The 25,716-nt window shown below is 45.3% G+C and carries 26 protein-coding genes and 1 pseudogene; 16 read left to right on the top strand and 11 right to left on the bottom strand.

The window, feature by feature from the left end; genetic code table 11:
* Positions 1 to 129 precede the first annotated feature (129 nt).
* A complete protein-coding gene (locus RQP50_RS07915; RefSeq protein ID WP_021254611.1) occupies positions 130 to 600 on the top strand; it encodes a MarR family winged helix-turn-helix transcriptional regulator in 471 nt (156 codons plus the stop codon).
* 1 nt (position 601) lies between these two features.
* Here RQP50_RS07915 and RQP50_RS07920 read toward each other — a convergent pair whose 3' ends face one another.
* The 4 genes from RQP50_RS07920 to RQP50_RS07935 form a co-directional block, all read right to left on the bottom strand.
* Positions 602 to 1,972, bottom strand: a complete 1,371-nt coding sequence (locus tag RQP50_RS07920) for a CapA family protein (RefSeq protein ID WP_315744463.1) — start codon at positions 1,970 to 1,972, stop codon at positions 602 to 604.
* Between the two features lie 220 nt (positions 1,973 to 2,192).
* Positions 2,193 to 2,906, bottom strand: coding sequence for an RluA family pseudouridine synthase (locus RQP50_RS07925; RefSeq protein ID WP_315744465.1), 714 nt, complete (start codon positions 2,904 to 2,906; stop codon positions 2,193 to 2,195).
* 6 nt (positions 2,907 to 2,912) lie between these two features.
* Complete coding sequence (locus tag RQP50_RS07930; RefSeq protein ID WP_315744467.1) at positions 2,913 to 3,776, bottom strand: class I SAM-dependent methyltransferase; 864 nt, start codon at positions 3,774 to 3,776, stop codon at positions 2,913 to 2,915.
* Between the two features lie 140 nt (positions 3,777 to 3,916).
* Entirely contained in the window at positions 3,917 to 4,618 is a 702-nt protein-coding gene (locus RQP50_RS07935) for a response regulator transcription factor (RefSeq protein ID WP_021254607.1), read from the bottom strand.
* Positions 4,619 to 4,778: 160 nt separating this feature from the next.
* Here RQP50_RS07935 and RQP50_RS07940 point away from each other — a divergent pair, with 160 nt between their 5' ends.
* Complete coding sequence (locus RQP50_RS07940) at positions 4,779 to 6,860, top strand: sensor histidine kinase (protein ID WP_315744470.1); 2,082 nt, start codon at positions 4,779 to 4,781, stop codon at positions 6,858 to 6,860.
* A 15-nt stretch (positions 6,861 to 6,875) separates the two neighbouring features.
* Here the strand turns inward: RQP50_RS07940 and RQP50_RS07945 are convergent, their stop codons facing one another.
* Both RQP50_RS07945 and RQP50_RS07950 read right to left on the bottom strand, forming a co-directional pair.
* Positions 6,876 to 7,187, bottom strand: a complete 312-nt coding sequence (locus RQP50_RS07945; protein WP_021254605.1) for a helix-turn-helix domain-containing protein — start codon at positions 7,185 to 7,187, stop codon at positions 6,876 to 6,878.
* A gap of 219 nt (positions 7,188 to 7,406) precedes the next feature.
* A complete protein-coding gene (locus RQP50_RS07950; protein ID WP_021254604.1) occupies positions 7,407 to 7,640 on the bottom strand; it encodes a hypothetical protein in 234 nt (77 codons plus the stop codon).
* A gap of 271 nt (positions 7,641 to 7,911) precedes the next feature.
* On the opposite strand from RQP50_RS07950, the pseudogene RQP50_RS29290 reads away from it, so the two are divergent.
* The 3 genes and pseudogenes from RQP50_RS29290 to RQP50_RS07965 all read left to right on the top strand — a co-directional run.
* Positions 7,912 to 8,940, top strand: a pseudogene (locus tag RQP50_RS29290) (glycosyltransferase); the annotation flags it as partial.
* Positions 8,941 to 9,039: 99 nt separating this feature from the next.
* The gene (locus tag RQP50_RS07960) at positions 9,040 to 10,158 is read left to right on the top strand and encodes a glycosyltransferase family 2 protein (RefSeq protein WP_072728507.1); all 1,119 of its coding nucleotides are present in this window, start codon (positions 9,040 to 9,042) and stop codon (positions 10,156 to 10,158) included.
* A gap of 62 nt (positions 10,159 to 10,220) precedes the next feature.
* Positions 10,221 to 11,483 (top strand): glycosyltransferase family 2 protein, encoded by a 1,263-nt coding sequence (locus RQP50_RS07965; RefSeq protein ID WP_315744473.1) that lies wholly within the window; start codon positions 10,221 to 10,223, stop codon positions 11,481 to 11,483.
* A gap of 76 nt (positions 11,484 to 11,559) precedes the next feature.
* Here the strand turns inward: RQP50_RS07965 and RQP50_RS07970 are convergent, their stop codons facing one another.
* The gene (locus RQP50_RS07970; RefSeq protein ID WP_315744475.1) at positions 11,560 to 12,708 is read right to left on the bottom strand and encodes a glycosyltransferase family 2 protein; all 1,149 of its coding nucleotides are present in this window, start codon (positions 12,706 to 12,708) and stop codon (positions 11,560 to 11,562) included.
* A 189-nt stretch (positions 12,709 to 12,897) separates the two neighbouring features.
* Here RQP50_RS07970 and RQP50_RS07975 point away from each other — a divergent pair, with 189 nt between their 5' ends.
* The 6 genes from RQP50_RS07975 (at position 12,898) to RQP50_RS08000 (ending at position 17,345) form a co-directional block, all read left to right on the top strand.
* Positions 12,898 to 13,203 carry a hypothetical protein gene (locus RQP50_RS07975; protein WP_021254600.1) on the top strand — a complete coding sequence of 102 codons (306 nt, stop codon included), beginning with the start codon at positions 12,898 to 12,900 and terminating at the stop codon, positions 13,201 to 13,203.
* Positions 13,204 to 13,433: 230 nt separating this feature from the next.
* Entirely contained in the window at positions 13,434 to 13,745 is a 312-nt protein-coding gene (locus tag RQP50_RS07980) for a hypothetical protein (RefSeq protein ID WP_072728034.1), read from the top strand.
* Positions 13,746 to 13,780: 35 nt separating this feature from the next.
* Positions 13,781 to 14,167 carry a hypothetical protein gene (locus RQP50_RS07985; RefSeq protein ID WP_072728036.1) on the top strand — a complete coding sequence of 129 codons (387 nt, stop codon included), beginning with the start codon at positions 13,781 to 13,783 and terminating at the stop codon, positions 14,165 to 14,167.
* A 17-nt stretch (positions 14,168 to 14,184) separates the two neighbouring features.
* On the top strand, positions 14,185 to 15,156 hold the full coding sequence (locus RQP50_RS07990) for a methyl-accepting chemotaxis protein (RefSeq protein WP_315744478.1): 972 nt from the start codon (positions 14,185 to 14,187) through the stop codon (positions 15,154 to 15,156).
* 44 nt (positions 15,157 to 15,200) lie between these two features.
* A complete protein-coding gene (locus tag RQP50_RS07995) occupies positions 15,201 to 16,181 on the top strand; it encodes an MBL fold metallo-hydrolase (RefSeq protein ID WP_315744480.1) in 981 nt (326 codons plus the stop codon).
* Positions 16,182 to 16,211: 30 nt separating this feature from the next.
* Positions 16,212 to 17,345: a glycosyltransferase family A protein gene (locus tag RQP50_RS08000; RefSeq protein WP_227774419.1), complete on the top strand. Its 1,134-nt coding sequence runs from the start codon at positions 16,212 to 16,214 to the stop codon at positions 17,343 to 17,345.
* Between the two features lie 17 nt (positions 17,346 to 17,362).
* Here the strand turns inward: RQP50_RS08000 and RQP50_RS08005 are convergent, their stop codons facing one another.
* Positions 17,363 to 18,037 carry a class I SAM-dependent methyltransferase gene (locus tag RQP50_RS08005; protein ID WP_072728041.1) on the bottom strand — a complete coding sequence of 225 codons (675 nt, stop codon included), beginning with the start codon at positions 18,035 to 18,037 and terminating at the stop codon, positions 17,363 to 17,365.
* 53 nt (positions 18,038 to 18,090) lie between these two features.
* Here RQP50_RS08005 and RQP50_RS08010 point away from each other — a divergent pair, with 53 nt between their 5' ends.
* Together RQP50_RS08010 and RQP50_RS08015 are read left to right on the top strand one after the other, a co-directional pair.
* A complete protein-coding gene (locus RQP50_RS08010) occupies positions 18,091 to 18,801 on the top strand; it encodes a hypothetical protein (protein WP_227774421.1) in 711 nt (236 codons plus the stop codon).
* A 120-nt stretch (positions 18,802 to 18,921) separates the two neighbouring features.
* On the top strand, positions 18,922 to 20,988 hold the full coding sequence (locus tag RQP50_RS08015; protein ID WP_315744483.1) for an exosporium glycoprotein BclB-related protein: 2,067 nt from the start codon (positions 18,922 to 18,924) through the stop codon (positions 20,986 to 20,988).
* A gap of 121 nt (positions 20,989 to 21,109) precedes the next feature.
* On the opposite strand, the gene RQP50_RS08020 is transcribed toward RQP50_RS08015, so the two are convergent.
* Positions 21,110 to 21,400, bottom strand: coding sequence for a YxcD family protein (locus tag RQP50_RS08020; protein WP_065292994.1), 291 nt, complete (start codon positions 21,398 to 21,400; stop codon positions 21,110 to 21,112).
* Positions 21,400 to 21,843, bottom strand: a complete 444-nt coding sequence (locus RQP50_RS08025) for an import inner membrane translocase subunit Tim44 (protein WP_021253955.1) — start codon at positions 21,841 to 21,843, stop codon at positions 21,400 to 21,402. The genes RQP50_RS08020 and RQP50_RS08025 overlap by 1 nt, the downstream gene beginning before the upstream one ends.
* Before the next feature lie 148 nt (positions 21,844 to 21,991).
* Here RQP50_RS08025 and RQP50_RS08030 point away from each other — a divergent pair, with 148 nt between their 5' ends.
* On the top strand, positions 21,992 to 22,552 hold the full coding sequence (locus tag RQP50_RS08030) for a DUF309 domain-containing protein (protein WP_315744487.1): 561 nt from the start codon (positions 21,992 to 21,994) through the stop codon (positions 22,550 to 22,552).
* A 44-nt stretch (positions 22,553 to 22,596) separates the two neighbouring features.
* Here the strand turns inward: RQP50_RS08030 and RQP50_RS08035 are convergent, their stop codons facing one another.
* Positions 22,597 to 23,139, bottom strand: coding sequence for a PadR family transcriptional regulator (locus RQP50_RS08035; protein ID WP_021253953.1), 543 nt, complete (start codon positions 23,137 to 23,139; stop codon positions 22,597 to 22,599).
* Between the two features lie 265 nt (positions 23,140 to 23,404).
* Between RQP50_RS08035 and RQP50_RS08040 the strand changes: the two genes are divergently transcribed.
* Both RQP50_RS08040 and RQP50_RS08045 read left to right on the top strand, forming a co-directional pair.
* Positions 23,405 to 24,487 (top strand): CobW family GTP-binding protein, encoded by a 1,083-nt coding sequence (locus RQP50_RS08040; protein WP_315744491.1) that lies wholly within the window; start codon positions 23,405 to 23,407, stop codon positions 24,485 to 24,487.
* Between the two features lie 51 nt (positions 24,488 to 24,538).
* Entirely contained in the window at positions 24,539 to 25,519 is a 981-nt protein-coding gene (locus RQP50_RS08045; protein ID WP_315744493.1) for an AraC family transcriptional regulator, read from the top strand.
* Positions 25,520 to 25,716 lie beyond the last annotated feature (197 nt).

Below are 25,716 nucleotides of genomic sequence, written 5' to 3' on the forward strand. Positions count from 1 at the left end.
TGAACTTTCTTTGGCAATAAATTTGTAATTAAATGGCATTATGCTAAGATTAGGGATGTCCTATCTACTTTGCTGTGGTATAATTTAGGTGTTTGTAGATCGACATGGAATAAAGGGGGAGTCGTTTGCATGCATGCAACCGAATTTGCCAAGCTATGGTCGAAGTTATCCAAGGATTATAAGTCAATGATGGACGAGTCCCTGGCGCCAAGCTTGACAGAGAGCCAGTTAACCGTATTAGAACGAATTGCGGAATATGGGAAGGTTAAGCCTTCTGATCTGTTGCCTCACTTAGCTACGACTCCTGCTGCGATTACAACATTGATGGATCGGATGGAGAAGAATGCTCTAATTATTCGAGAGCGAGACCAGGATGATCGTCGAATTGTGTGGATCCAGGCAACCGAATTCGGAGAACAGGAAATGCGCCGTGGAGTCGCTATTCGAGAGAACTACTGGAATGAAATTTTACATCGGATCTCAACGCATAACCAGCAGCTGCTTATCCTTTTGCTTGGCAAGCTAACTCAGCCGCCACAACCGTCTACTGTTGAGAAAGAGACGGCTGCAGCGTCAGAGCCTGTTCGTGCAGGCCAATAATCTATGGTGAAGGCGAGACATTGAGTATAACCGGTACAGCCGATCTTGAGGCAAGATGGCTTGTCGCACTGGTGAGCATCTTTTTCATTGCCTGATATTGCTGTGTGCTTAATCGATTGTCAGAATGTGATTTGATCGTTTGTTCCAGTGGGAGTACACGGTACTTGCGCTTGTCACGGGCACCATCAATATGCACCCATGTTGGGATCGTTGTCACATTTTTTAGTTCGATTGTGCCTTCAGGCATATGCTTATTAATTTCTACACCGAAGATTACTCCAATATCAGTACCATTGCCTGTCTGATTGGATATAAAGTTCCCCATTGAATAAATAATAAGCCCATCGCGCTTAGAGCCGTCGGGCTCTCTTACCGTAATACGCTCATAGGGTTGAATGACATGTGGATGAGAGCCCAATATAATATCTGCTCCAGCTTGGATCAGCGAACGCGCCAGTCGAATTTGCTCTTGATTCGGCGTGTGCTCATATTCAGTGCCGAAATGAATGGCAATTGCGACAACGTCAGCTCCAGCCTTCTTCGTATTCTGAATATCCTGTATCATGCGCTTCTCATCAATGAGAGAGACAAGATAAGGCTTCTGCTTCGGGAGCGGGATGCCATTTGTTCCGTACGTATACGCGAGAATGCCTAGTTGTATTCCGTTTTTCTCAACTAATGTTGGCTGCTTGGATTCCCATAATGAGGCGGAGAGTCCCTTCGTTACCAGTCCTTTTTTCTTCAACACTTCCAATGTGCGCAGGGCTCCGGCTTCATATCGATCTAATGAATGATTGTTCGCCGCTGTTACAATATTGAAGCCTGCGAACTTCAAGGCATCTGCAAGCTCTGGTGGTGCGTTGAACATGGGGTATCCGGTATAGACCTTCTCGCCGCCTAGCAATGGAGTCTCCAGATTCGCCCAGCACCAATCTGCTGTCTCGAGAATAGGCTTCACCTTAGTAAAATAGGTCTTGAAATTGTATGTGCCTGTCTTCTTATTAAAATAGGCAGGAAACTGAGGGGAGTGCATCATAATATCTCCTACCGCAAGAAGCTTGCCGGAAAGAGTATATGGCTTTGCCTTCGTGTTGTTAGGCGGCATAGTGGCCGTACTAGCCGGGATGTTCGTAGAAGAGTTGAGATGATCGGCATCGGTCGATGAAGGTGAACTGTCCTTATGCTGAGCTAGTGCTGCTTTGTGTGCCGGTTGAGGCTTTGTCTGCTGTTCGCTGCCCGTTGTTGATTGCGAACTAGATGCATCTTGATCGACAAGCTGTGATGGCGCGGCAATTGCGCAAGCAGTGGATAAAATCAAGAGAACAATTGCAATGACCAGCAATCCTGTTCGTACATACCGTCCGTTACTCATTTTCCTATTTTCCTCCTTTCATACACGAATAACACCATGCGTTAAATGAGCATGACTGAATGATGACTGTGTCTGCAAATGAACTCATCGTGTACAATCGCATCGAGAGAAGGCTGCTTCTCAGCAATGCGATCGTACAATCACGGTGTTGCGTGCGATGATTATTTACCGAATCGGTAAGATTGCCCCAGCTTGATTGTTGATGTACATGGAGAATACATCAATAGGAAGAATAGATTGCCGGATCCCAGAGATTCCATGGGTATTCCATGGGTGGCTGAGATCTAAACTCCATAACTTCCTTCGTAGTCGGATGGGGGAACGATAGCTGCACAGACCATAGAGCAATCTGCTGACCAGGCTTATTGCGATCAGCGCCGTACTTCTGATCTCCATATAATGGACAACCAATCGTTTTCATTTGTACGCGAATTTGGTGCGGTCGTCCGGTATGAAGCTCTATACGCACAAGCGTCATGTCGCCGCTCATGCCAGCTACCTCATAAGACAGGCGTGCCTCCTTGGCTCCTGAAGTTCCAGGAGCAACAGCGCGGACTGTGTTCGTGCGGACATCCTTCAGCAAATGGTGAGTTAATGTCCCGTTGGTCTTAGCTGGACGGCCGTGAACGACAGCCATGTAAGCCTTGCCCAGCTTGTGTGTGCGAACGACATCAGATAAGCGTGAGGCAGCCTTGCTCGTCTTCGCGAATACCATGGCTCCACCGACAGGACGATCCAATCGGTGGACTAGACCTACATAGACATTGCCAGGCTTCGCATAACGCTCCTTCAAGTCTTGCTTCAGTAAGGTCACCATATCTGCATCCTGCGTATCGTCCGCTTGTGACAAGATATTAACTGGCTTCTCGACAACGATTACGTGATTATCCTCGTATAAGATGCCAATATGCGGAGTTGCAGGTTGGCCTAACATCTATCGTTATGCCTCCCATCTTCCCAATATACCGCAAGGGAGTACCATACCGGACTTCGTAATCGGGATGCCTATTTCACCTGAGGACAGCTTGCCGCCGTAGCGCTTTTTCATTGTCATACTCAGCATATTGCTTAGTACGGTAGGCGAGATCCCAGTCGTATATGAATTGATTTGCAGGAATAGTGGATTGTCCGACATAATTGTCGTACAGAACTCAAGAAACGGATACAAGCTTTGCTCCAGCTTCCACGTTTCTCCGCCAGGTCCTCTACCATAGGAAGGGGGATCCATAATGATGGCGTCATATTTGTTGCCTCTGCGCTGCTCTCTTTGTACGAACTTGAATACATCGTCCGTGATGAAACGGATAGGGTGAGATTCCAAACCGGACAACGCGACATTTTCCTTCGCCCACTGCACCATCCCCTTAGCAGCGTCAACATGGCAGACTTCGGCGCCTGCAGATGCACAGGCCACTGTTGCACCACCAGTATAAGCGAACAGGTTAAGAACTTTAATTGGACGATTCGCACTCTTAATTTTGTTCATCATCCAGTCCCAGTTTACTGCTTGTTCAGGGAACAGACCTGTGTGTTTAAAGTTCGTTGGCTTAATATAGAACTTGAGATGCTTGTATTCAATCGTCCAACGCTCTGGAATAGGCTTCTTCATATCCCATTGACCGCCGCCAGAGGAACTGCGATGATAATGGCCGTGTACATTGCGCCAAATATCTGCCTCCTTTTCAAGAGGCCATATGATTTGTGGATCGGGACGACGAAGCACTACATCTCCCCAGCGTTCAAGCTTCTCTCCGCCGCCTGTATCAATTAATTCATAGTCTTTCCAGTCAGTAGACATGTACATATAATGTGACTTCCTTTCTTCTGTTCAAACTTCCTTAACACTAAGCGTTATTGTACTATAAACAAGCCCAAGCTTCCAGAAAGTTTACGAAAGCAATACCCGCATGAGATGAATTCATGCGGGTATTGGTGTAGAACTGGTTATTCGGTTTGAAATTTGTACCCTACGCCTCGTACGGTTACGATGTAGCGTGGGCGTGTAGGATCCGGTTCAATCTTCTTGCGTAGATTGCTAATATGTACCATGAGTGTTCGTGTATCACCGAAGCTCTCGGTATTCCAGATATGCTGATACAATTGTTCTAACTTGAATACTTTGTTCGGCGATTGTGCCAAATACGCGAGTAAGTCGAATTCTTTGGCAGATAGTGCAACAGCTCTGCCTTGTACGGTCACGGTGTGGCTCTGCAAATCCATCTCCAATTCTTCGTAGGACAGTCTATGTTGAGCCGAGCGTTGCAGTGCTTGAGCAGACAGAGAGTTGCGGCGCAAATGGGCCTTGACCCTAGCAACGAGTTGACTAGGGCTGAATGGCTTCGTAATGTAATCATCTCCACCGACTGTAAGACCTAATATAATGTCTACATCGTCACTCTTGCAGCTTATAAAGAGGATTGGAACATTCGATGTCTTGCGCACTTCCTTGCATACCTCAATACCATCTAGCGACTTGAGGAGGATGTCCAAAATAATTAAGTCTGGTTCAATTTCCTTCATCATCTGTAAGGCGGTATATCCGTTGTCTGCAACGTATACACGGTAGCCTTCCCTGCGCAAATATAAGGATATGAGTTCGGTAATCTCTATTTCATCATCTACGATTAATATTTTGCTCTCGTTCACTGCAGGTTATCACCTCCGCCACTTCTTTCATTATAGCGAAAATCGTCAGGATATGGCAATCTATTCCTAATTGCGACATGAAACCTTAATTCCTTGGATTCTTCTATCGTCAAACAAGAAAGTATGTTATAAAATGGAAGGGTTGAGGAGGGCGTCATCGATGCGTCGAATAACTTTTCATATTATGATGGCCATGATTATTGTAACTATAATTATTCTACATGTTGCAGGGGCGATTATTGATTCGAAGCGTGCTCCGAGCGCGGAAAATGGAATACTTGATTTGCGGAACTGGAATTTTGAAAAAGATGGAATTGTGCCATTGAACGGAATGTGGAAGATGAAATGGGGGAGCTTGCTTCCTACGGAGAAAATAACGGATTCCCTTTCAATGATGGCGGATGTGAAGGTGCCATCTTCTTGGAATCAGTTAACGAATCCGGGGTTCTCCAAGACGGGTACGGGAGTCGCGACGTATTATCTTACGATAAAGAAGAATGCGAAGGATAATCTGTTGGGTGTATGGCTCCCCAGCATATATAGTTCATATCGCATGTGGGTGAATGGTAAGCCGATTATTCATGAAGGACAAGTCTCCGAGTTTGAGGACTATGCTGTTCCTTCTATGAAGCAACGCATGGTTATGGTGAGTACTCCTGGAAACACCGCTGATATCGTTATCGAGGTTACGAATTTCTCGCATCATCGTGGAGGAATATGGCAGTCACTATACCTGGGTTCATCGGAGAAAATTATAAGCAAGAGCAGATTGGAATTGGTTAGGGACAGTATGCTGTTCGGCTGCTTATTAATGGTGGGGCTCTATCATATTGGTCTGTTCATAGAGAGGCGCAAGGATTGGTATACGTTTCTATTTGCGATTCTTTGTATTGCAATGGCAATCCGAATCCTAACGTCGGGAGATGCCATTCTGCTTACTTGGTTTCCTGGTTTATCGTGGTATTTCGTTATTCGCCTGGAATATGTGCTAATGATCGTGGCGACGATGGCAGGATGCGGATATGTGAGATATTTATTTTATGAGGACGCGTGCTATAGGACGTATACGATAATGAATGTAGCAGGAGCATTGCTAATTGTCTCCATTGTATTCCTGCCTGTGCGTACGTTCACCTCTTACCTTCTGCTTTACCAATTATATGTGATAGCAGCGACTTGCTATGTAATCATAATGAATATGAAGGCTGTCTATAATCATCGGATGGGAGCGCATATTGCATTATTCGGCTTTACTGTTTTCAATATATTGGTTCTTAATGATATTTTATATTATCATTCGCTTGCTCCCATTCGAGACTTGGCTCCAAGTGGACTTGTATTTTGCGTTTTCATGCAGTCGCTTATGATCTCAATGAGATATTCCAAGGCGATGTACGACGTAGAATCTGTAACGATCGAGTTACGAGAGTTGAATGCTAACTTAGAAGCGCGGATCCAAGAGCGCACAGCTGCCTTAACTCAAATGAACGCAAATTTAGAAATGAAAAATTATGAGTTAGAGCGGATGGAGACCTCCCGCAGGCATCTATTCACAAATATTTCCCATGATTTGCGAACACCAATGACCTTAATTCGTGGTTACTTGGAGGCGCTCCAAGATGAGGTAATTCAGGATAGAGAGCAGCAGAAGAAATATATTCGCCTCATGCTAAATAAAATTAATGGCTTGAATCATCTGATTGACGATTTGTTTGAGTTGTCCAAATTAGAAGCAAGAAGGGTGCCTGTATCGATAGAATCTGTACTTCTTGAACATTTTATTTCGCATCTGGAAGAGCATTACGAGTTGGAACTGCGAAGCAGAGGGTTAATGTTCGCATGTTACAACTTGACGTACCGCAATGCTCCGCCTGTAAGTCTTATGCTGGAAGTGGACATTGATCGTATGATGCAGGTATTTGACAACATTATTTATAATGCGGTCAAATTTACGCCAATTGGCGGCTCGATTACCATTGAAGTGGACTATCTCAAACAGGAGCAAGCGGTGCATATTCAAATCACGGATACCGGAATTGGAGTGGGAGAAGAAGACTTGCCTTATCTATTCGACCGTTTCTACAAAAATGATAAGTCGCGAAATTCAATGACAGGCGGCAGCGGTATAGGGCTGGCAATAGCCAAAGAAATTGTCGAATTGCACTTAGGAAGAATCGGCGTTGAGAGTGTGCAAGGACATGGAACGACATTCTACATTATACTGCCTGCTCAAGTAAAATAGGGATGGTCGTAAACCCTATCGCTTGGAGTAGAGTGATTGCCTCATGAGCTGGAGTGTCTGCTGTCTTGAGTCGGCATCAAGCCCATGCCATAGCTGCAGCAGCTGATTCGTCTCGTGTGATTCCAGATAGGAGTTATCATTGATTAGGTAATCCACGGATACATCAAATAAGACAGCTAGCTTAAGAAGGGTTGTATAGACGGGCTGCCGATTGTTAATTTCGTAATGGCTATATGCCGAACGAGTTAATCCAATATGTCGAGCTACTTGCTCTTGCGACATGTTGCGGGCCGTTCGTAAATTGCGTAAGCGCTCTCCAAAGGTCATAGCAGGACTCCTTTGTCATAAATATGCTAGAGTAGGATCGCAGATTCATAAGTTACGTTACACATACTTGTAATGTATGATACAAAATGTATCGTGTCAAGTTTGATTTTACAAAAGAATAACGTGTAAAGATTGCAAAAGGCGTAATTCCAAAAAGGAATTACGCCTTTTGCAATGATCTATCAAAACAATTCTGTCGGAATTCAAATGCACGAATGATTAATATAAGGACAATGCTACAGTGTCCATTTCACGTCTTGAATGCAAGATTGCCTCTGAGCCGATAATTTCAATACTGATCAAGGTTTCAAGACAGGTCTTGATCGCTCGCTTGCCTGTATTCATCTTGCGGTTAAGTGCATCCATAAGTAGTGAGAATGTATTTTTGTGGGACATATTTGTGCAAAACACGGGTATTTTTCGTTGTTGGAATTCAATATAAACTGTTTTCATCTGGCAACGGACCTCCTTCTATTGATCTATTTCCGTTAATACAAATAATACGAAAGGAACATTAAATGAACATTAAAAACTGAAGACAATGTTGTTACATTTACGAAATGTAACAAAAAAATCTATGAATATCGTAGAATTTGGACGACATGATAGCGTTGAAGTCAAAGGAACCCATTTCCGACATGCACGACTGGGCTATTTGTGGCATATATCGTTTGTAGCGATGTGAAAAGGGGATGGGAAGTTGGAGAAGCGACTATCATTATGCATGATCGTTAAGGATGAGGAGACATTTATCGGCATTTGTCTGGACAGCGTCAAGAATGTTGTAGATGAAATCATTATTGTCGACACGGGATCATCCGATCAAACGATTCCAATATGCCAATCATATGGAGCGAACATATATGAAATGCCGTGGAATGACAACTTTGCCGAAGCTCGCAATTATGCCCTGAAGCAAGCAACTGGCGACTGGATATTATGGATGGATGCGGATGAGAGGCTGGATTCAGATCAAGCCATGTTGATTCGAGATATATTGCAAGAAGAGCAAGCTCACATCGGTGTAATTCAGCTGTTGAACTACATTGGGGAAGACACACCTAGCAGTGAGAAAACATACTTAATTGGTCAGCATCGGCTGCTTCGCAATCATATGGGTTTCCAGTTCGTCGGAGCGATCCATGAACAGGTAAATGTACATGAGGTTCTGGGCGAGCAATTCGATGTTAAAATCTTGCCCGTACAACTTCATCACTATGGCTACCTAGAAGCAGTAACTCATTTGCGGAACAAGTCGGAGCGGAACTTGCGATTATTACAGATGGAGAAAGACAAGCCGGACTACAACCCGTGGGTCGATTATCATATTGCAAGTGAGCAGTATCGGCTGAAAAAGTATGCTGAAGCTTATGAGTCTGTAAATACTTCCGTTATGCGGTTTGTAGAACAGGGGAAGCTGCCACCGTCGCTTCTATATAAATTAAAATATGAGCTTATGTTGATCATGGGCAGTTATGAAGGGGCATGGCCTTCGATCGATAAGGCGATCGCGTTATATCCAGATTACGTTGATCTCCATTTCTACAAGGGGATCATCTTGTATTTAAAACAAAAGGTTGAACATGCATTGCCTGTATTTCAGTACTGTGTTGAGCTGGGGGAACAAAATATCTATCATCTTACGCTGCGAGGAGTTGGAAGCTTCCACGCTTGGTATTATGTCGGGAAGTGCCATGAACTTCTTAATCATCGGGAAGAAGCGATACAGGCCTATGAGAATTGTCTAGAGGTAGATCGCAGCCATAAAGAAGCCAGAGAAGCGCTTGACCTGCTGCTAGCTCAGTCTAATCAGGTACAGCTAGATTCACATATTGAGGAGGCAGAAATGACGATGGATCAGTCTGCATCAATCACGGTTAGTCTATGTATGATTGTACGTAATGAGGAGATTGCACTAGCGCAATGTCTTGCATCAGTCCATAACATTGTTGATGAGATCATTATTGTTGATACGGGATCGACAGATCGGACGAAGGAGATTGCAGGACAGTATCAAGCCCGTATATTTGATTTTGAATGGATTGACGATTTTGCTGCTGCACGGAATTATGCCTTCAGTCAAGCTACACAAGAATATATTCTATGGCTCGATGCGGACGATGTGATAGAGAGTAAGGATCAACGCCTTCTAGTAGAGCTGAAGAAGACACTCACTCGTGATGTTGATAGTGTGACCATGCACTATGTATTAATGGTTGATGATAAGGGGAATGTTACGTCTAGTCTGCGGCGAAATCGCTTAGTTAGGCGTGATCGTGGGTTCAAATGGTATGGGCCAGTGCACGAATATTTGGAAGTAGGCGGACATATTATTCATAGTGATGTGTGTGTCACACATAAGAAGGATAAAGCATATACCGATCGCAATTTGCGAATTTACGAGAAGAGACTTGCCGAGGGAGAGCAATTTACGCCTCGCGATCTATACTATTTTGCGAATGAATTGCGAGATCATTCCCGATTCGAAGAAGCAGCACACGGATATATGAAGTTCCTCGAAACAGAGCAAGGGTGGGTAGAGGATAATATTCAGGCGTGCAGAAAAATGGCCGAGTGTTATGGCAAGTTGGGTCAACGTACCGAACAGTTTATGGCGCTGTTCCGCAGTTTCGTCTATGATAAGCCGCGAGCGGAAATATGCTGTGCGATTGGGGCCATGTGGGTGGACTCGGGGCATTTTCTACAAGCGAAGTACTGGTTCGAGCAAGCTACACTGCTTCCAGCAGATGAAGCGCAAATGTCTATGGTAGAGCCATCCTCATGGACGTGGGTACCGCATTTGCAGCTATGTGTATGTCATGATCGTCTTGGTGACATCGAGAGGGCTTGCTATCATAACGAGTTTGCACTCAGCTACCTTCCCTCTCATCCAAGTATGCTTCATAATCAGAAATATTTCCGCGAGAAGCTTGGCGAGGAACGATACGAACAGTTGAGAATCAAATTGTAGAGGCATTTCATTAATTACAGTCATATTTCCCAAGTATGTGATTGCGAAGTGAGGGGATTGTGTTGAAGGTCAGTATTGTGATACTCACGTTGAATCAATTTGCTCATACGATTCGATGTCTAGAAAGCATTCGTAAGTATACGACGGAGCCTTACGAGTTAATTGTCGTTGACAATGGTTCGACGGACTTAACGCTTCCCTATCTGAGACTGCAGTCGGATGTAATCTTGATTGAAAACGCGGTGAATGCAGGATTCTCAAAAGGATGCAATCAAGGAGCAGCTCTTGCGACAGGGGATCATATTCTTTATTTGAATAATGACACCATTGTCACGCCAAATTGGTTGAGCAATATGCTGCGCGTGCTTCACTCCAGTGAAGATGTAGGCATGGTCGGACCGTTTACGAATTATTCGAGTGCTCATCAACAAATCCCGGTAACGTATACCGATTTATGGGACTTGAACAATTTTGCGAAGGAACATGAACATAAATTTGCTGGAACGGTGACAGAAGTTCGCCGACTTGTTGGATTTTGCATGCTGATGAAGCGAAGTGTTGTCGAAGAGGTAGGGGGCTTCGATGAACGCTACGGATTAGGAAATTATGAGGATGATGATCTATGCTTGCGAACAGCGAATGCGGGTTATCGTATGCTCATTGCGAATGATTCCTTCATTCATCATGTGGGCCATGTGACGACGAATCAGCTCGAGCAGTCAAGCTTGATGATGCTGCTGCATACGAATCGGGAGCAAGCACGCCGGAAGTGGGGGGCTGATATATTCGACCTGTTGTACAAAGCAGAGTCAACCATTACCTTCTGCATTCGATGGAGGGAACGAACTGAGCCGTTGCAAGCTTGCATCGCTTCGATTCATGAAGTGGCAAATGAAATTATCATATGTAATTGTACCGGAGAACAGCGGGAAGACGTTGAATTGGAGACGTCTGTTACCATTCGGTGGATCGATACAACGGAAGAAATGGATGCAGGTGAAGCATACATCATACAACAAGGATCAGAACAGGCCACACAGGATTATATTTTTCTGATCGATGCGTCAGAATATCTTCCTGCACCTGAACGCAGGCAGCTTCGGGCACTCAAACGCTCCCTAAATCCTGAAGTGAATGCGGTGTGGATGGTGGGAGAGGCTAAGCGGGATGGCCTGCATGAGACTAGGGCAGAACGATTGAGATTGATTCGCCGCAATGTCCAAGTGCCGAATCTGAATGGGATTAGTTTAACGGATTATGATGCGAAACAAGGCGATACAACGCAGCATATCAAGAGTGAGATCCGAGTTGCTAGCTTCGTCTGAAAGCTTGAATGTCAAAAGCCTGAACCTTCACTGCCAGTGATACACTGACGGAGGGTTCAGGCTTTTTTTATATAAATTAAGAAATTGGTGATGGTTGTTCGTGCAAATCAGGATGAGAGACGAGCAACTGTTGAAGTGCAAGATTGGCAGGCTCATATTCAGGATAGAAGTTCAGGGCTGAACGATATGCTGACCATGCATCTTGTGGCTGATTTAATTGCTCATAACATTGTCCCTTATAATAATAGGCGTGGAAGGTAGCGCTGCCGTGAAGGGTTAAATGGTTCAGCTGTTTGTCGCCTAATGCAATACAATGGTCGAACGTTTCGAGTGCCTGTTCGTGTTTGCCCAGTTGATGCAGGATGACACCCTTGTATAAATGAAGATCTACATAATCGGGGTAAAGCACTAATACCTTGTCAATGGCTGGCCAAGCTCCCTCTATACTTCCTGTCTCCAGTAGAATCGAATATTTCAGCTTATACACAAGCGATGGCGGCGTAAGTCCTTCGGATAGGAATCTAACAATTGACCAATTCACGTATTTAAAAGCAAAATCATATTTCTTCATACGCGAATATTCACTCGCTAAGTGATACTCCAGCCATGGATTTGGCTCTTTGGCTTCGATTGCTTTGAGCAATAACGTTATATTGCGCTCGCTTTTGTTCTTGGCATAAGTTACATCATTCAAATAACCGTAATGGTACACTTTGACTGGCAATGTAGCGATTTGCGATTCATCTTGATCTGGCAGCACTTCATGAACATTCAATGTCTCGTGGATACTGAACTGGAACTTAAATCCCTTGTGATTACGAAAGAGGCGAGCATGCGCAATATGAAATGATTCATTCGCTTGAACAGTTGCTCCAATGAAATTAATTAAATGAATCGAGTAGATATCCTTGTCTAAGGAAGGAAGCAGCTTCTTCATTGTTTGACGATCATCCACATCCATTTCCTCATCAGCATCCATCCACATAATCCAGTCACCTGTTGCCCGCTCTAATCCATAATTGCGTGCCAATGAAAAATGATCCTGCCATTCATGTCTAAGCACGGTTGCGCCGAACTCCTGGCATATTTCGATTGTACGATCCGTTGATCCTGTATCCACAACAATAATTTCATCTGCGATAGGCCTGATGCTCTGCAGGCAGCGAGCGATGACATCCTCTTCATCCCGCGCAATCAAGCAGATGGACAACGTAGGAGATTGCAATCCATTCACTCCTTTTCAGCTTCGTATAAGATAAGTAACTGTATGCAGTGCCTGAAATTGATATTCGGGTGAGAACAGATTAAAAAGCATTGTTCAGAATTTAGCATATGAGATAAACCCTCTGACATAGGATGAGTAACGTAAGTTGCAATGAGGTGCTTGCAAAGGAAAAGAGAGAGGTGAACAGTTTTGTCACAGGCTAATATTCCAAATATTACTCCCACTATTACGATTACCCTTGGCCAAACCGTAACGTTGCTTTTGGCTTCTATCGCTCTGGAAGAACTGGCTCTTGCTCACATCGTGAATGCAGAGGCAGAGAAAATTCAACTCGTTGTTGGTACACTTGCACCTGGCATCACCCCAGCGGCAACGGTTGCGGAATTGCTGGCGATTGACGACAGTGTAAGAAAAACATTGCAAGATGTAATTAAGAAAGAAATGCTTCTTCAATTTAAGCTAGACAATATACTTAGCAGCTTCCCTGGATTGTAAACTACCTGCAGGTATAGTCATCTAAACTGTCAAGCACCTCGTTGCGCTTACATTTCTCCTGTGGAGCGGATGATCTGCAGGAGAATGTACTTTATTTTTGCAAGAGGATGATGTTCAAGGGACAAACAAAGCTCGAAACTCAGCATGATGTATTTGTCTGTGGCATAAAAATATGAGGAATTGAACTGTAAATGGCTGAGAGTAGCACCTCAATAAGGAGGATATGTATCATGTCCATGCCAAATGTTCCGGATATAAAACCGGAAATTATTCTGAAGCGAAAAGAAGTTGTGAACCTGCTGCTAACATCAATTGCTCTTGAAGAAATTGGATTGTCTCATATTATCAATGCGGAAGGCGAAAAAATTCAGGCCATACTTAGAGATCGGGATGTATGCTTGTCTGAAGCGCTTCAAATTAATGAAAGTGTTGATCGCATGCTGAGAAACGTTGTGAAAAATCAGATTCTGTTGCACTTTAAGCTGGAAGATGTGATTCGCTTTGAGAAGCAGCATGAATGTTTTGAGGATTGTGAAGAATAGCATTTCGCCATATCCGGAGAGAGAGGAGGGAGAACATGAGCATTCAAAAAAATGATGATCAAATTCCATCAATTGACGAGGCAGTTGCGCATCTACTGCAATCGCTCTCTCTGGAAGAAGGCGCCCTTGGACAGCTGCTCCTTACCGAGGCCGAAAAAGCAAAGGCGTTCGTTGGCAAGGATAAGAACTTCCCAACTCATCCGACACCTAAGGAAATTGTGGATTACAACTCCTCTGTTGTACAAATTCTGGATTCAATGCTAATGGCGGAGTGGCTGCTGCTGAAGAAGCTGAATATGGTCGTACATATGGAATTCCAAGCACAAACAAGAGATCCTGCTGTCAAGACCAGCGCCCCGATCACAAAGCAGAATGATATAGGCGAAGAGCTGGATTCTGATTCAAACGAATTCGATTATTAATAGATGGATCGAGGTGGATGATGATTAAGACCTTTCAACCTTTGTCTCAAATGCTGCTATCGGTGTTCCATCTCATCCACGCGTTGGATATGAGATGGGATCAGAAAAGTAAAGAATTGCATGTTATACAAATCTTGTCAATGGTAGATACGCTGCGTGAGCTTCACCTGTGTACGTATCGAAGGGTGCAGGTATATAAGCAGACGGTAATCGATACACATTCTGAACAATTGGAAGAGGATCAGATCAAGGAAGTGCTCGACTCCGTGCATCGCACACAATTTCTGCTCGGTAGATGGATGCTAACGAATCGCTTACTTGTCGAGCAGCTACAAGAGCACTTACGGTATCTGGAAGACTACTATAAATCTTTCAATCAAGCTTATAAACAAGCAAAGCCGGAACAGATAACGAAGGAAGTGAAGGAAGTCGTTCAACCGATTCAAACTGTGAATCAGGTGTCGAAGGAAGTCGTTCAACCGATTCAAACTGTGAATCAGGTGCCGAAGGAAGTCGTTCAACCGATTCAAACTGTGAATCAGGTGTCGAAGGAAATCGTTCAACCGATTCAAACTGTGAATCAGGTGTCGAAGGAAGTCGTTCAACCGATTCAAACTGTGAATCAGGTGCCGAAGGAAGTCGTTCAACCGATTCAAACTGTGAATCAGGTGTCGAAGGAAGTCGTTCAACCGATTCAAACTGTGAATCAGGTGTCGAAGGAAGTCGTTCAACCGATTCAAACTGTGAATCAGGTGTCGAGTGCGTTAGATGCCGTCAAGGTTGGCGGTGCTGTGAAAAAGAGACGTCCATCAAGTCCTCCGTTTATGTCCAAAGATGTGCGTAAGCCTCGGCCTCAGACGAAACCAGTAAAAGTAAAGCTGCCAGTGGCGCCGCTCATTGTTACCCATCATCAGTTGGACGGGGACATGATGTCGAATCAAAACAAGATTGTATCAAAAATAGGAAGCAGAATTTACTATAGAAAATAAACGCAACTTACCTCATCACAATGATGTGGAAAGGAGATTGCTTGATGGCAAAATTGAATCTCATTCGAATTGCGGGCTCCAGTTATTGTGCATCTGGACGCTGGGCCGTTGGCGTATACATGGATCCAAAGACCAAGTGTGCGTTACTCATTGATAGCGGTGCGAGTACAAGCGTGGCAAGAGAAGTTGATCATGCTGTCAAAGAGTATGGCGGCAAAATAACGGCAATTATTACAACGCATGGGCATGAAGTGCAGTGTAGGGGAATCCATTATTTCAAGGATCAATATCCGAACATCAAGATATACAGCACGCATCAAACAGGGATGTACATGCAGCATATGCTCGACGAATCAGATGCTTCTCGTGGAGGCGACAGCATTAAGAGTGAGGATCATGAGCGCAATCATTTGATCACTGACTATATTCCATATGAGGAGGGATCTTTCCAAGTAGGTGCCATCCAGCTGCAAATTGTTACACTGCCAGGACATTGTGCAGGCATGATTGGAGTGATTACACCGGATGATGTTGTATACTGCAGTGATTCATTGTTCGGGTATCATACTTTATCGAAGCAGAAGCTTCTTTACTATACAAATATTGCAGATGCCAAGACATCCATTCGCAAGTTGTTATCGTTAAGTTCCGAAGCGTATGTGCTGTATCATGGCGGATGCATCCGGAAATCGAAAATAATGGATTTGGCGAACCAGCATTTGTCGCGAATAAATGAGTTATCGAATGTTATCTATCAGATCATTCAAGACAGGCCGATAACCTTGGAATCCATTATAGAAAAGGTTATGAGACGATATGGGATTGAGCAGACTATGCAGCAATATGAGATTACAAGCGAGATTACGCGTGCACATGTGACTGAGCTTCGTCGTACGGGTCAGATCTTGCCGAATTTGTTCGAAGGATACCTGTATTTCAAGGGGAGTACTCAGGAGACTATTCCAGACACCGATGATCAAGAGGAACATATAATAGAGAGTAATGCTAACTATGTTTCGAGCTAGTCTTAATGGCTCTAAAGGAGGAGCATGTCATTGGATACTCACGAGCATTTAGAGGATGACCATGCATCAGACATTTCCTCAATACTACTGAAAGATGCTGCGGCGTTCATGGAGAATGGCGAGTGGAAGCGAGCTGTTATTATTTATGAACTATTGTTGGACAAAGGGGACGTCGATGCGAAAACAGCTATTTCCGTGTGCGGGCTCCTAGCAAACGGCTACAAGGAATTGGGTATGGATGCCAAAGTGATTAGAACGATTCTGAGGACACTGCAATATGAGCCTCCGAGCGCTGATAGTTGCTGCCGCATTGGATATCAATATTTCATACAAGAGAAATGGTCAGAAGCAGCTAGCTGGTATGGATTAGCATTACAGATGCCGTTCTCATCCGCTCAAGCGGATGCAATTGCGAATCATACATGGCTGCCTCACCTGCAATTATGTGTATGCTATGACAAGCTGGGTGATCTCAAGCGAGCCTACCACCATCATCAACAGGCTGCGTTATATGCATCTGATCACCCCAGTGTCATTACTAATGAAGTGTATTTTGGCCCCTATTTTGAGATGCTGGACAAGAGCGGATCTCAGAATTGTGGGCTATCTCTGCTTATTCCGTCAGTTCCGGAGCGATTCACCTTTTTATCTTCATTATTAGCTGACCTTCATCAACAAGCGTTTGGTAAACCTGTGGAAATACTAGTCCTCATTGACAATAAAAAAAGAACAATTGGCGATAAACGAAACCAATTGCTCAAACAGGCTCAAGGACGGTTTGTTGCCTTTATTGATGACGATGATCAAATCAGTCCTCATTATGTGGATGCTTTGCTGGAGGCGATCGAGAAAGAACCTCGTGCCGATTGTATTGTGTTCGACGTACAGGTGAAGCTGAACGGCATTTCCGATAAACTGTGCAAATACGGTGTTGAATATCAGCATGGGCAAGACACGCAGTATTATTATCGCAAACCAAATCATCTCATGTGTTATGCCAAACGAATTGCACTTGTACATCAGTTCCAAGATATTAGCTATGGGGAAGATGATGAATGGGGCGGCAGATGCGCTGCTGATATTCAGCTTCAACATCGAATTCCGGAAGTACTATACACGTATGATTGGATGCCTAAGCCTTGGGACTGGTACCACAAACAGTAGGAAACTTGGCTGTGAGTCTATTGATTAGGGTGTGCATACATTTGTTGAAGTTGATGCGAAATGAGAGGATGTATTTCTGAGTAAGCGGCATCTCCTTTAGGGAACAACACGCCCAATCCGCTGGAATGCTCAAATTGGAAAGAAGGGTGCTGAGTGATTAATTCGTCCCATAGTTGCCACACGCCAAATCCATAAAGTCGGACGGAGATATCATGGAACAATACGATTCCGTTATCAGCTAGCTTAGGCAGCCAAGTATGGTAGTCATGGTGTACAGCCTCATACTCATGGAATCCGTCAATATGAAGAAGATGAATGGAGCCATCCTCGAAGTGCTGAAGCGCATCATCGAATGTGGACTGTAATAACGTGGCAACATTCGGATATAAGGATGCTGCAATCTGTCCCACTTCTTGATACACGTCCTCATTATAGGCACCAGAATGGGAGTCGCCTACCCATGTGTCCACTGCATAGCACTTCGCAGACAAATCATTGTCCCTAACAGCTTCGCAGAAGCTGAAGAAGGAAGCTCCCCAATGCGTGCCAAGCTCAACGATTAATTGAGGCTTCGCAAATGATACCAGATCATATGCGAATTCACGATGACCTGTCCAAGCGGAATAGGTTAGCACATGTGGTGCAACATGATCATACTCGAAGCTTTTACGATGGAATTTCCATTCAGTCACAAGGATACCTTCTTTCTATACTTGAATATTTTCGAAATGCATGGAGGCTATGGATGGATATGAAGCATCAAGTTACCTTCGAAACGAAATGTTACGAAAAGGATTGGAAGGCCCTGCTCACGACGGATCGATTGCAAAGGGCAGTGGCACTAAATGAGTACTCCTTCTCTGAAGTGATTCTCTATATTAATAATGTAAATGATGTCGAAGAAGTTTCCTTCTATGCACAGAAATTAGTGGATTCAGGAGTAATCACCGAATATGCAGTTGTTGAACATTGGGCCGACGAGGCACTGCAGTATTTCCAGATTGAGAAGGAATCTTTTGCGGGAGGCTACTATTATTCTATTTCGGAGCTGGTAAGTATATACCGATGCCATACGCCTTATTTGCTCCATTTCTCCGGGGACTCCATACTAGAATCCTCCTTCTCTTGGATTGATGAGGCTATCAACCGCATGGAGTCCGATCGGAGTATCAAGGTAGCTAATCCGGTATGGAATGGTAGATATGATGAAGCGAGGTTCGAAGCAGAGAGCGAAGAAGAGTTCTTCTATATCGGATATGGATTCTCAGATCAATGTTATCTAGTAAATGCACAAGATTTCAAGTTTGCGTCTTATCATGAGATACATCCTGCGTCGCAGCGATATCCGGTATATGGTGGAGAACTATTTGAAAAACGAATTGATGCATGGATGCGCAATAAAGGCTTCAAGAGATTGACTTATAAATATGGAAGTTATGTTCACCCAAGATATTAAGGATGGAATCATCGTTGAAATAGGTATTTGGTTACAGATGTGACGAGAACCCCTTATCCTGTAATCACATATATGTATATGGTATCCAGAGTTTACATTATAGGATAGGGAGGGATATTGTTGTCGCAAGCTAACATACCTAATATTACACCCATTATTACGGTAACTAGGGATGATGCAATCAATTTATTACTGTCCTCTATTGCTTTAGAAGAGCTTGGGTTAAGTCATATCCTTAATGCAGAAGGTGAAAAAATACAGTTTGCGCTTGGTACGCTGCCAGGAGTTACATCTCCTCCGGCGACTTTGAGCGATGTATTATTAGTCAATCAAAGTGTGCGTGACACACTTCGTGATGTGACGAAAAAAGAAATGCTGCTTCAAACAAAGCTGGAAACGGTTCTGGCAGCGCCTGTTGTTTCCGCAACAGGAGCAACAGGTGCTACCGGAGCCACAGGAGCAACAGGTGCAACGGGTGAAGCTGGGACAACAGGTGCAACGGGAGCAACCGGGGCAACAGGAGCAACCGGGGCGGGAGCCACAGGTGCGACGGGCTCGACCGGTGTAACAGGTGCGACAGGAGCAACTGGAGCGACTGGCGCCACAGGTTCGGGAGCAACGGGAGCGACAGGAGCAACGGGCTCGACAGGTGCACAGGGTATTACTGGTCCAACTGGCCCGGGAGTAGGAGCCACAGGAGCTACGGGAGCCACGGGAGCAACAGGAGCGACAGGAGCAACGGGAGCGACAGGAGCAACCGGAGCAACGGGTCCAACAGGAGCAACCGGAGCAGGAGCCACGGGAGCAACAGGAGCGACAGGAGCAACGGGAGCGACAGGAGCAACCGGAGCAACGGGTGCAACAGGAGCAGGAGCCACGGGAGCAACAGGTGCGACAGGAGCAACCGGAGCGACCGGCGCCATCGGAGCAACGGGTGCAACAGGAGCAACCGGAGCAGGAGCCACGGGAGCAACGGGTGCGACAGGAGCCACCGGAGCGACCGGCGCCATCGGAGCAACGGGTGCAACCGGAGTAACCGGAGCAGGAGCCACGGGAGCAACGGGTGCAACCGGAGTAACCGGAGCGACCGGCGCCATCGGAGCAACGGGAGCAACAGGAGCAACCGGAGCAGGAGCCACTGGAGCAACCGGAGCGACAGGCGCAACGGGAGCGACAGGAGCAACGGGAGCAACAGGAGCAACCGGAGCAGGAGCAACGGGAGCAACAGGAGCGACAGGAGCGACAGGAGCAACCGGAGCGACCGGCGCCATCGGAGCAACGGGAGCAACAGGAGCAACCGGAGCAGGAGCCACGGGAGCAACAGGTGCGACAGGAGCCACCGGAGCGACCGGCGCCATCGGAGCAACGGGAGCAACAGGAGCAACAGGAGCAACCGGAGCAACCGGAGCAGGAGCCACGGGAGCAACGGGTGCAACCGGCGCCATCGGAGCGACAGGTGCAACAGGAGCAACCGGAGCAGGAGCCACAGGAGCCACAGGAGCCACGGGACCGACTGGACCAACTGGGCCGACGGGAGCAACAGGTGTTGCAGGAGCCACTGGAGCCACCGGAGTAGCGGGGGTTACCGGAGCTACAGGAGTGACTGGTGCGACCGGAGCAGGAGTTACCGGAGCAACTGGTCCAGCGGCACCATCTATTATTCCATTTGCGTCGTTCTTACCAATATTGCTAACGACTGGTTTCTGTGGAGTAGCGGGTATTGGTGGTCTCATTGGATTCGGCAACAGCGCACAAACTCCATCGGTACTTGGAGCTACGATAGACCTTACGGGAGGACCTGGGATACCTTTAAATCTTGCATTTACAGTTCCATGTGGAGGAACCATTAAATGTATAGCTGCATACTTTAGTGTTACTTCAGGGCTCTGCTTAGACTGCTTGGGTGGGGTTAATCAAACGTTAACGATTCATGCTCAACTCTGGCAATCCACTGTGCCAGATAATATCTTTACACCAATAGCAGGAACGTTAGTAGATCTGCAGCCATCATTGACGGGAGTTATTACGTTAGGTGAACACGTAAATGGGTTGCTGTCGGGATTGAATATCGTAGTTCCACCTCAAACTCGCTTGCTTTTGGTATTCTCCGTTACGACTACTGGATTGACAGAGCCAATTTCGATTGCAGGTTATGCAAGTGGAGGAGTCACTATCATTTCGAATTAACTGAGAGTCGAATATCCTTCCTGCTCTTTAGTTTGATAAGAAAAAAAGGCAGCCGCTTGGGCCAACGATGCATCATCGTATGACTCACGGGCTGCCGCTCTATTTATAGCCGCGTCTTATATTATAGGTTTGTATCGATATCTGCCCACATTTCCTCATCAACGTCAAGCTTAATCTGATGACGGAATACACGTTGTCCGTATTCCTTGCTCATGTACTGTTCAATGGCTTCCAGCAGATTGGACTCAATCAAGTATTGGGAGCGATCATGCACCCATACTTCTGCTGTGAATCCATGCTCTTCATCCCAGCACAGCTCAACATTTACATCTTCGGGTCGAACCTGCTTGCGCATCGCCATGTGAAGGCATACAGCATTAATGAGTTCGTCCATAGAGAGACGAAATTGCATTAATTCCACCGCCCAGGACCTGGTGTAGATGGGTTGCGTTTATTTCTGAACCTCTTCACTACCATCATAACAAGGCTGATGAGAAGGAATATTGCCATTACGTTGATCATAAGCCCAAGGATGTCTCCCAGGAATCCAAGATTGCCGAACATGCTGCCGAACAACATTCCAGCTAATCCACCAATCATTAAGCCTTTCATTAGGCCGCCGCCACTGAAAAATCCACGTTGCTGTGTCGGTGCTGTGCTTGATGTATTGCTCTTATTGGTGTTGTCGGTACGATTCACCTGATTCGTAGACTTGTTTGGAGCTGGCTTGTACTTCTGAACTCCTGAGCGGAATGAACCTCCGCGCTTGGCATCAGCCACGTCTATCACCGTCGGTGTTGTTACCGCGAAGATAAGGAAGAATGCCATAACGACCATGATCCATTTATTACGCATGAATTGCCTCCCTATTGATGTAATATTTGTTGACAAGTAATAATACGTGTTCGAGTAAAAAGAGGTTTCAAATAAATATTGAAATTGATACAATAAACGAAATTAAGTTCATTGCAACGAGAACTGTTTTTATAGTAGGAGGAACACGATGCGATATCCAAAAGCGTATATTGAATATTTGGCACATTTCCATGGGCCAAGAGACTGGTTCGAATGTCATGAAATTATGGAAGAGTATTGGAAGGAAGAGCCCTCTGCGGAACGGAAACGTCAGTGGCTTGCACTTGTACAAATTGCTGTAGGCCTCTATCACGAGCGCCGAGGTAATGTGGCAGGGACATTGAAAATGTTATCAAGTGCACTTGGACATGCTGAAGCGATCGACTGGGGGGCGCTTGGAATTAATGGTGAGACCCTGAAGCATGAATTGAAGGCACGGGTAGCATTACTCACAGATGAGAACAAGATGACAAACGCAGCTTCCACATACTCGGAGTGGAACTTTCCAATAGAAGATCAATATCTGCTTGAATTATGTATCCAATCTTGTGCGGATAAGGGATGGACTTGGTGTATGAATGGCAGTCAATCAATTGCAGCGGTTAGAGACAAGCACCTGCTGCGCGATCGGACAGACGTCATCGAAGCGAGGCAGCAAGCATTCAAGGCTAGAACCACCAATAGAAAGTCGACACGATCAGGAAAATAAGGATCCCGTCTGTAGATACCAAGATACGGACGGGAACCAGATGTTTATGAATCAGAATCCTCTTGTTCTAACATTTGAACAACCCAGCGGCACCATTCAATTTGGGCGGCAGCAAGAGAAATTGCACGATGAAGCAGGATATAGTCGCCGAAATGCTTGGATCGAATATGGCGATCTTCCTCAGAGATGCGATCAAGCAATTTCTCAAAATAAGCCGTTTTGGTCTCCAGTTGTTTCATTCGGGTTAGGAATAATGGAATCGTGATTTCTTTCTCGGTCATCCAAATGCACTTTGTTTTTAAGCTGAGCTCATCACGTGTCATTTGCTCCGCAGGAGGTTCGCCCAGCCAATCCAATACAACAGACTTCCCTTGTTCAGTAATGGAGTAGACCTTCTTGTCGGGTTTGTCCCGCTGTTCAATTCGCACAAATTGAACCAAGCCCTCTCGTTCGAGCTTTGCCAATAACGGATAGATCTGGCTGTGCTTCGCTGGCCAAAACGGCTGGATACGGAGCATAAGATCATAACCAGAACAGGAATCGCTAGCTAGAAGGCCTAGCAATCCGTATGACAATGTATTCAGCAACCCTAACACCTCCTCTTTCTTTCAATGTACCCCTTCTGTCGTTTCTACTTCATTCAACTTGTAACCATAGCAAGAATGCAAATGATACAATCCCCATTATATGTAAGAATATACATAATATCAAGTGTGTTTTGAAAGATCTCAGCAGTTATTATTTCCATCATATCGGATGTGGATAGATCCCGTAAGTGGCATGGTTGCTTCGCATAGAGCATGAGGGTATGATGAGAGAGCAAGCATGATTAGGGAAACGGGGTTATTGTCAATGCGAACATCACAACAAAAGCAAAATCGAGACCGGGCTATACCGGTTATTATATTATCTGGCTTTTTAGGTACGGGTAAGACGACATTGTTGAAGCAGTGGCTGCAGTGGAGCACGGAAGAGAATCTAACACCTGCTATCATTATGAATGAAGTTGGTGAAGTGAATTTGGACGGTCAGCAGTTGCCGCCTGAAGTGGCGATGAAGGAAATGCTCGGTGGCTGCATATGCTGTTCGTTCCGCGGCGACTTCAGCACCAAGCTGTATGAGCTTGTACAGGAAGAACAGCCGGATGTCATCTATGTAGAATGTACGGGAATAGCAGAGCCGATGGAACTGGTCGAGTCTATTACCGAGGTTTCTCTGTATTCAGATATTGTGTTGACTAACATCGTCACGGTTGTCGATGCCAAACATCTGGGAGACCTGCTAGATGATGAGACTGCCATCCAGAAAGCGAACCGCAAGATGATGCGATTGCTGGAAGAACAGGTACGAGCAGCAAACACAATCCTATTAAATAAATCTGATTTGGCAACAGCTGAACAGCTCGATAAAGTACAGCAGCATGTGAAGCAATGGAATGCACACGCTAGCCATGTCATTACTGATCATGCCGTCGTCGAACGAGAGCTGTGGATTCAGAGCTGTGAACATGCGGGAGGATCGTTATTGCTTGTTGAAGATGATGTACAATCCAGCGAAAATACGAATAATACACATGCGCAGCATGGTCGTGATCATCTCCATGTGGAGCATGCGAAGAAGGATTCACACCATCATTCTCATTCACATGCTCATGATTTCGTCACAGCGTGGACGCATCCATTGTCTGAGCCGATGGACAGTGAGCGATTTGAAAATTGGCTGTCCACGCTGCCTTCAAATGTGTATCGTGCTAAAGGGATTGTAAGCTTTACTGATGCGACGAAGCGTTATATGTTCCAATTTGCATATCGTCAATCTGAATTTATTCCGATAGCGCCTCAAGGCGAGGTGAAGGATGTGCTTGTCGTTATCGGTGAGCATTTGGATACGGGAATGCTTCAGCGAACTTTGGAAGCGGCCGTTTACAAGGCTTAGGTGTTTGTTGTTGAGTAGATGATTACATCTTAACATGGAGATCGTACAGGGATGAGCCAAATCGACTTTCATCATAATTTCAATCGATTTTTTGACGGACTTGAAATAAAGCGGATGGATTCGAACCGCAACGAACAATTACTGCTCCCTTCACACATAGGTGAGGGAACGATTCGAAGATTTATTCCGCGTACCGATATTGAAGTTATTGTCTCGAATTATACGATGAACCGTGAGCGAACCATATCGCTGCAAACGGAGGCAGCGATGGTTGAACTGCAGTATTGCTTGCAGGGGACTAGGGAAGTGAGCATAGCTGGTGAGCGAAATGAAATCATCCCAGGAATATGCTCCCTGCAATTGATTAAACAAGCAGATGCGAGGTTTGAGTTTACTGGCAATACGACGTACCATATGGTCAGTATTGGTATTCCGATTCACACTTTTCATCACTTTATGGAGGAAGGTGATGGGACGAGAAGGGTGGATTTCTCGCAGCTACTTGGCAGCCAAGATTATGGGTGTGAATATGAACGAATTACGCCTGATGCAACCTTACGTTTGCATCAGCTGCTTGAAGCATCCTTGATGTCCAGTACTCGAAATATTGAATTGGAATGCCGTGCTATGGAGTTATTAGAGGAAGCCTTCCAACTGTTCTTCTCGAATCCCAGAACATCTCATACGAAGAAGATGAGTAGAACGGATATGCAGAAGGTTAAGCAGGCGAGAGAAATTATGGTGCAGCAAATGTCAGATCCGCCCTCATTGCTGGAGTTGTCTCGCATGGTGGGCTTGAATGATTTCAAGCTGAAAAAGAGCTTTAAAGAAATGTACGGAGCAACTGTATTCGGCTATTTACGAGAGAAGCGGTTAGAGAGAGCACTGTTTCTGCTGCAGCAGGGCAAGCTGAATGTAACGGAAACCGCTTATGAAGTGGGTTACTCGAATGCCAGTTATTTCTCGGAAGCTTTCCGCCGCAAATATGGTGTGAATCCTGGAAGCTTAGTCCGTCAATCAGAACGAAGATGAAATCCTTACCACTGAGATGTTTTGCGTATACGGTAATACAGAATGACCTTAATACCTAATAATTCGATAATCTTATGGGGCTGTCCCATAAGTAGGTTTTTACTACTTGTGAGACGACTCTAGATTTGAAAAAGGTCGAGCTATGGGTTACATTTGTACCCATACTCGACCTTTTTGCTTCATTGTTGCCCACTTCA

It is taken from the genome of Paenibacillus suaedae, from assembly GCF_032337355.1.
GTDB classification, from domain to species: Bacteria; Bacillota; Bacilli; order Paenibacillales; family Paenibacillaceae; genus Paenibacillus_B; species Paenibacillus_B suaedae.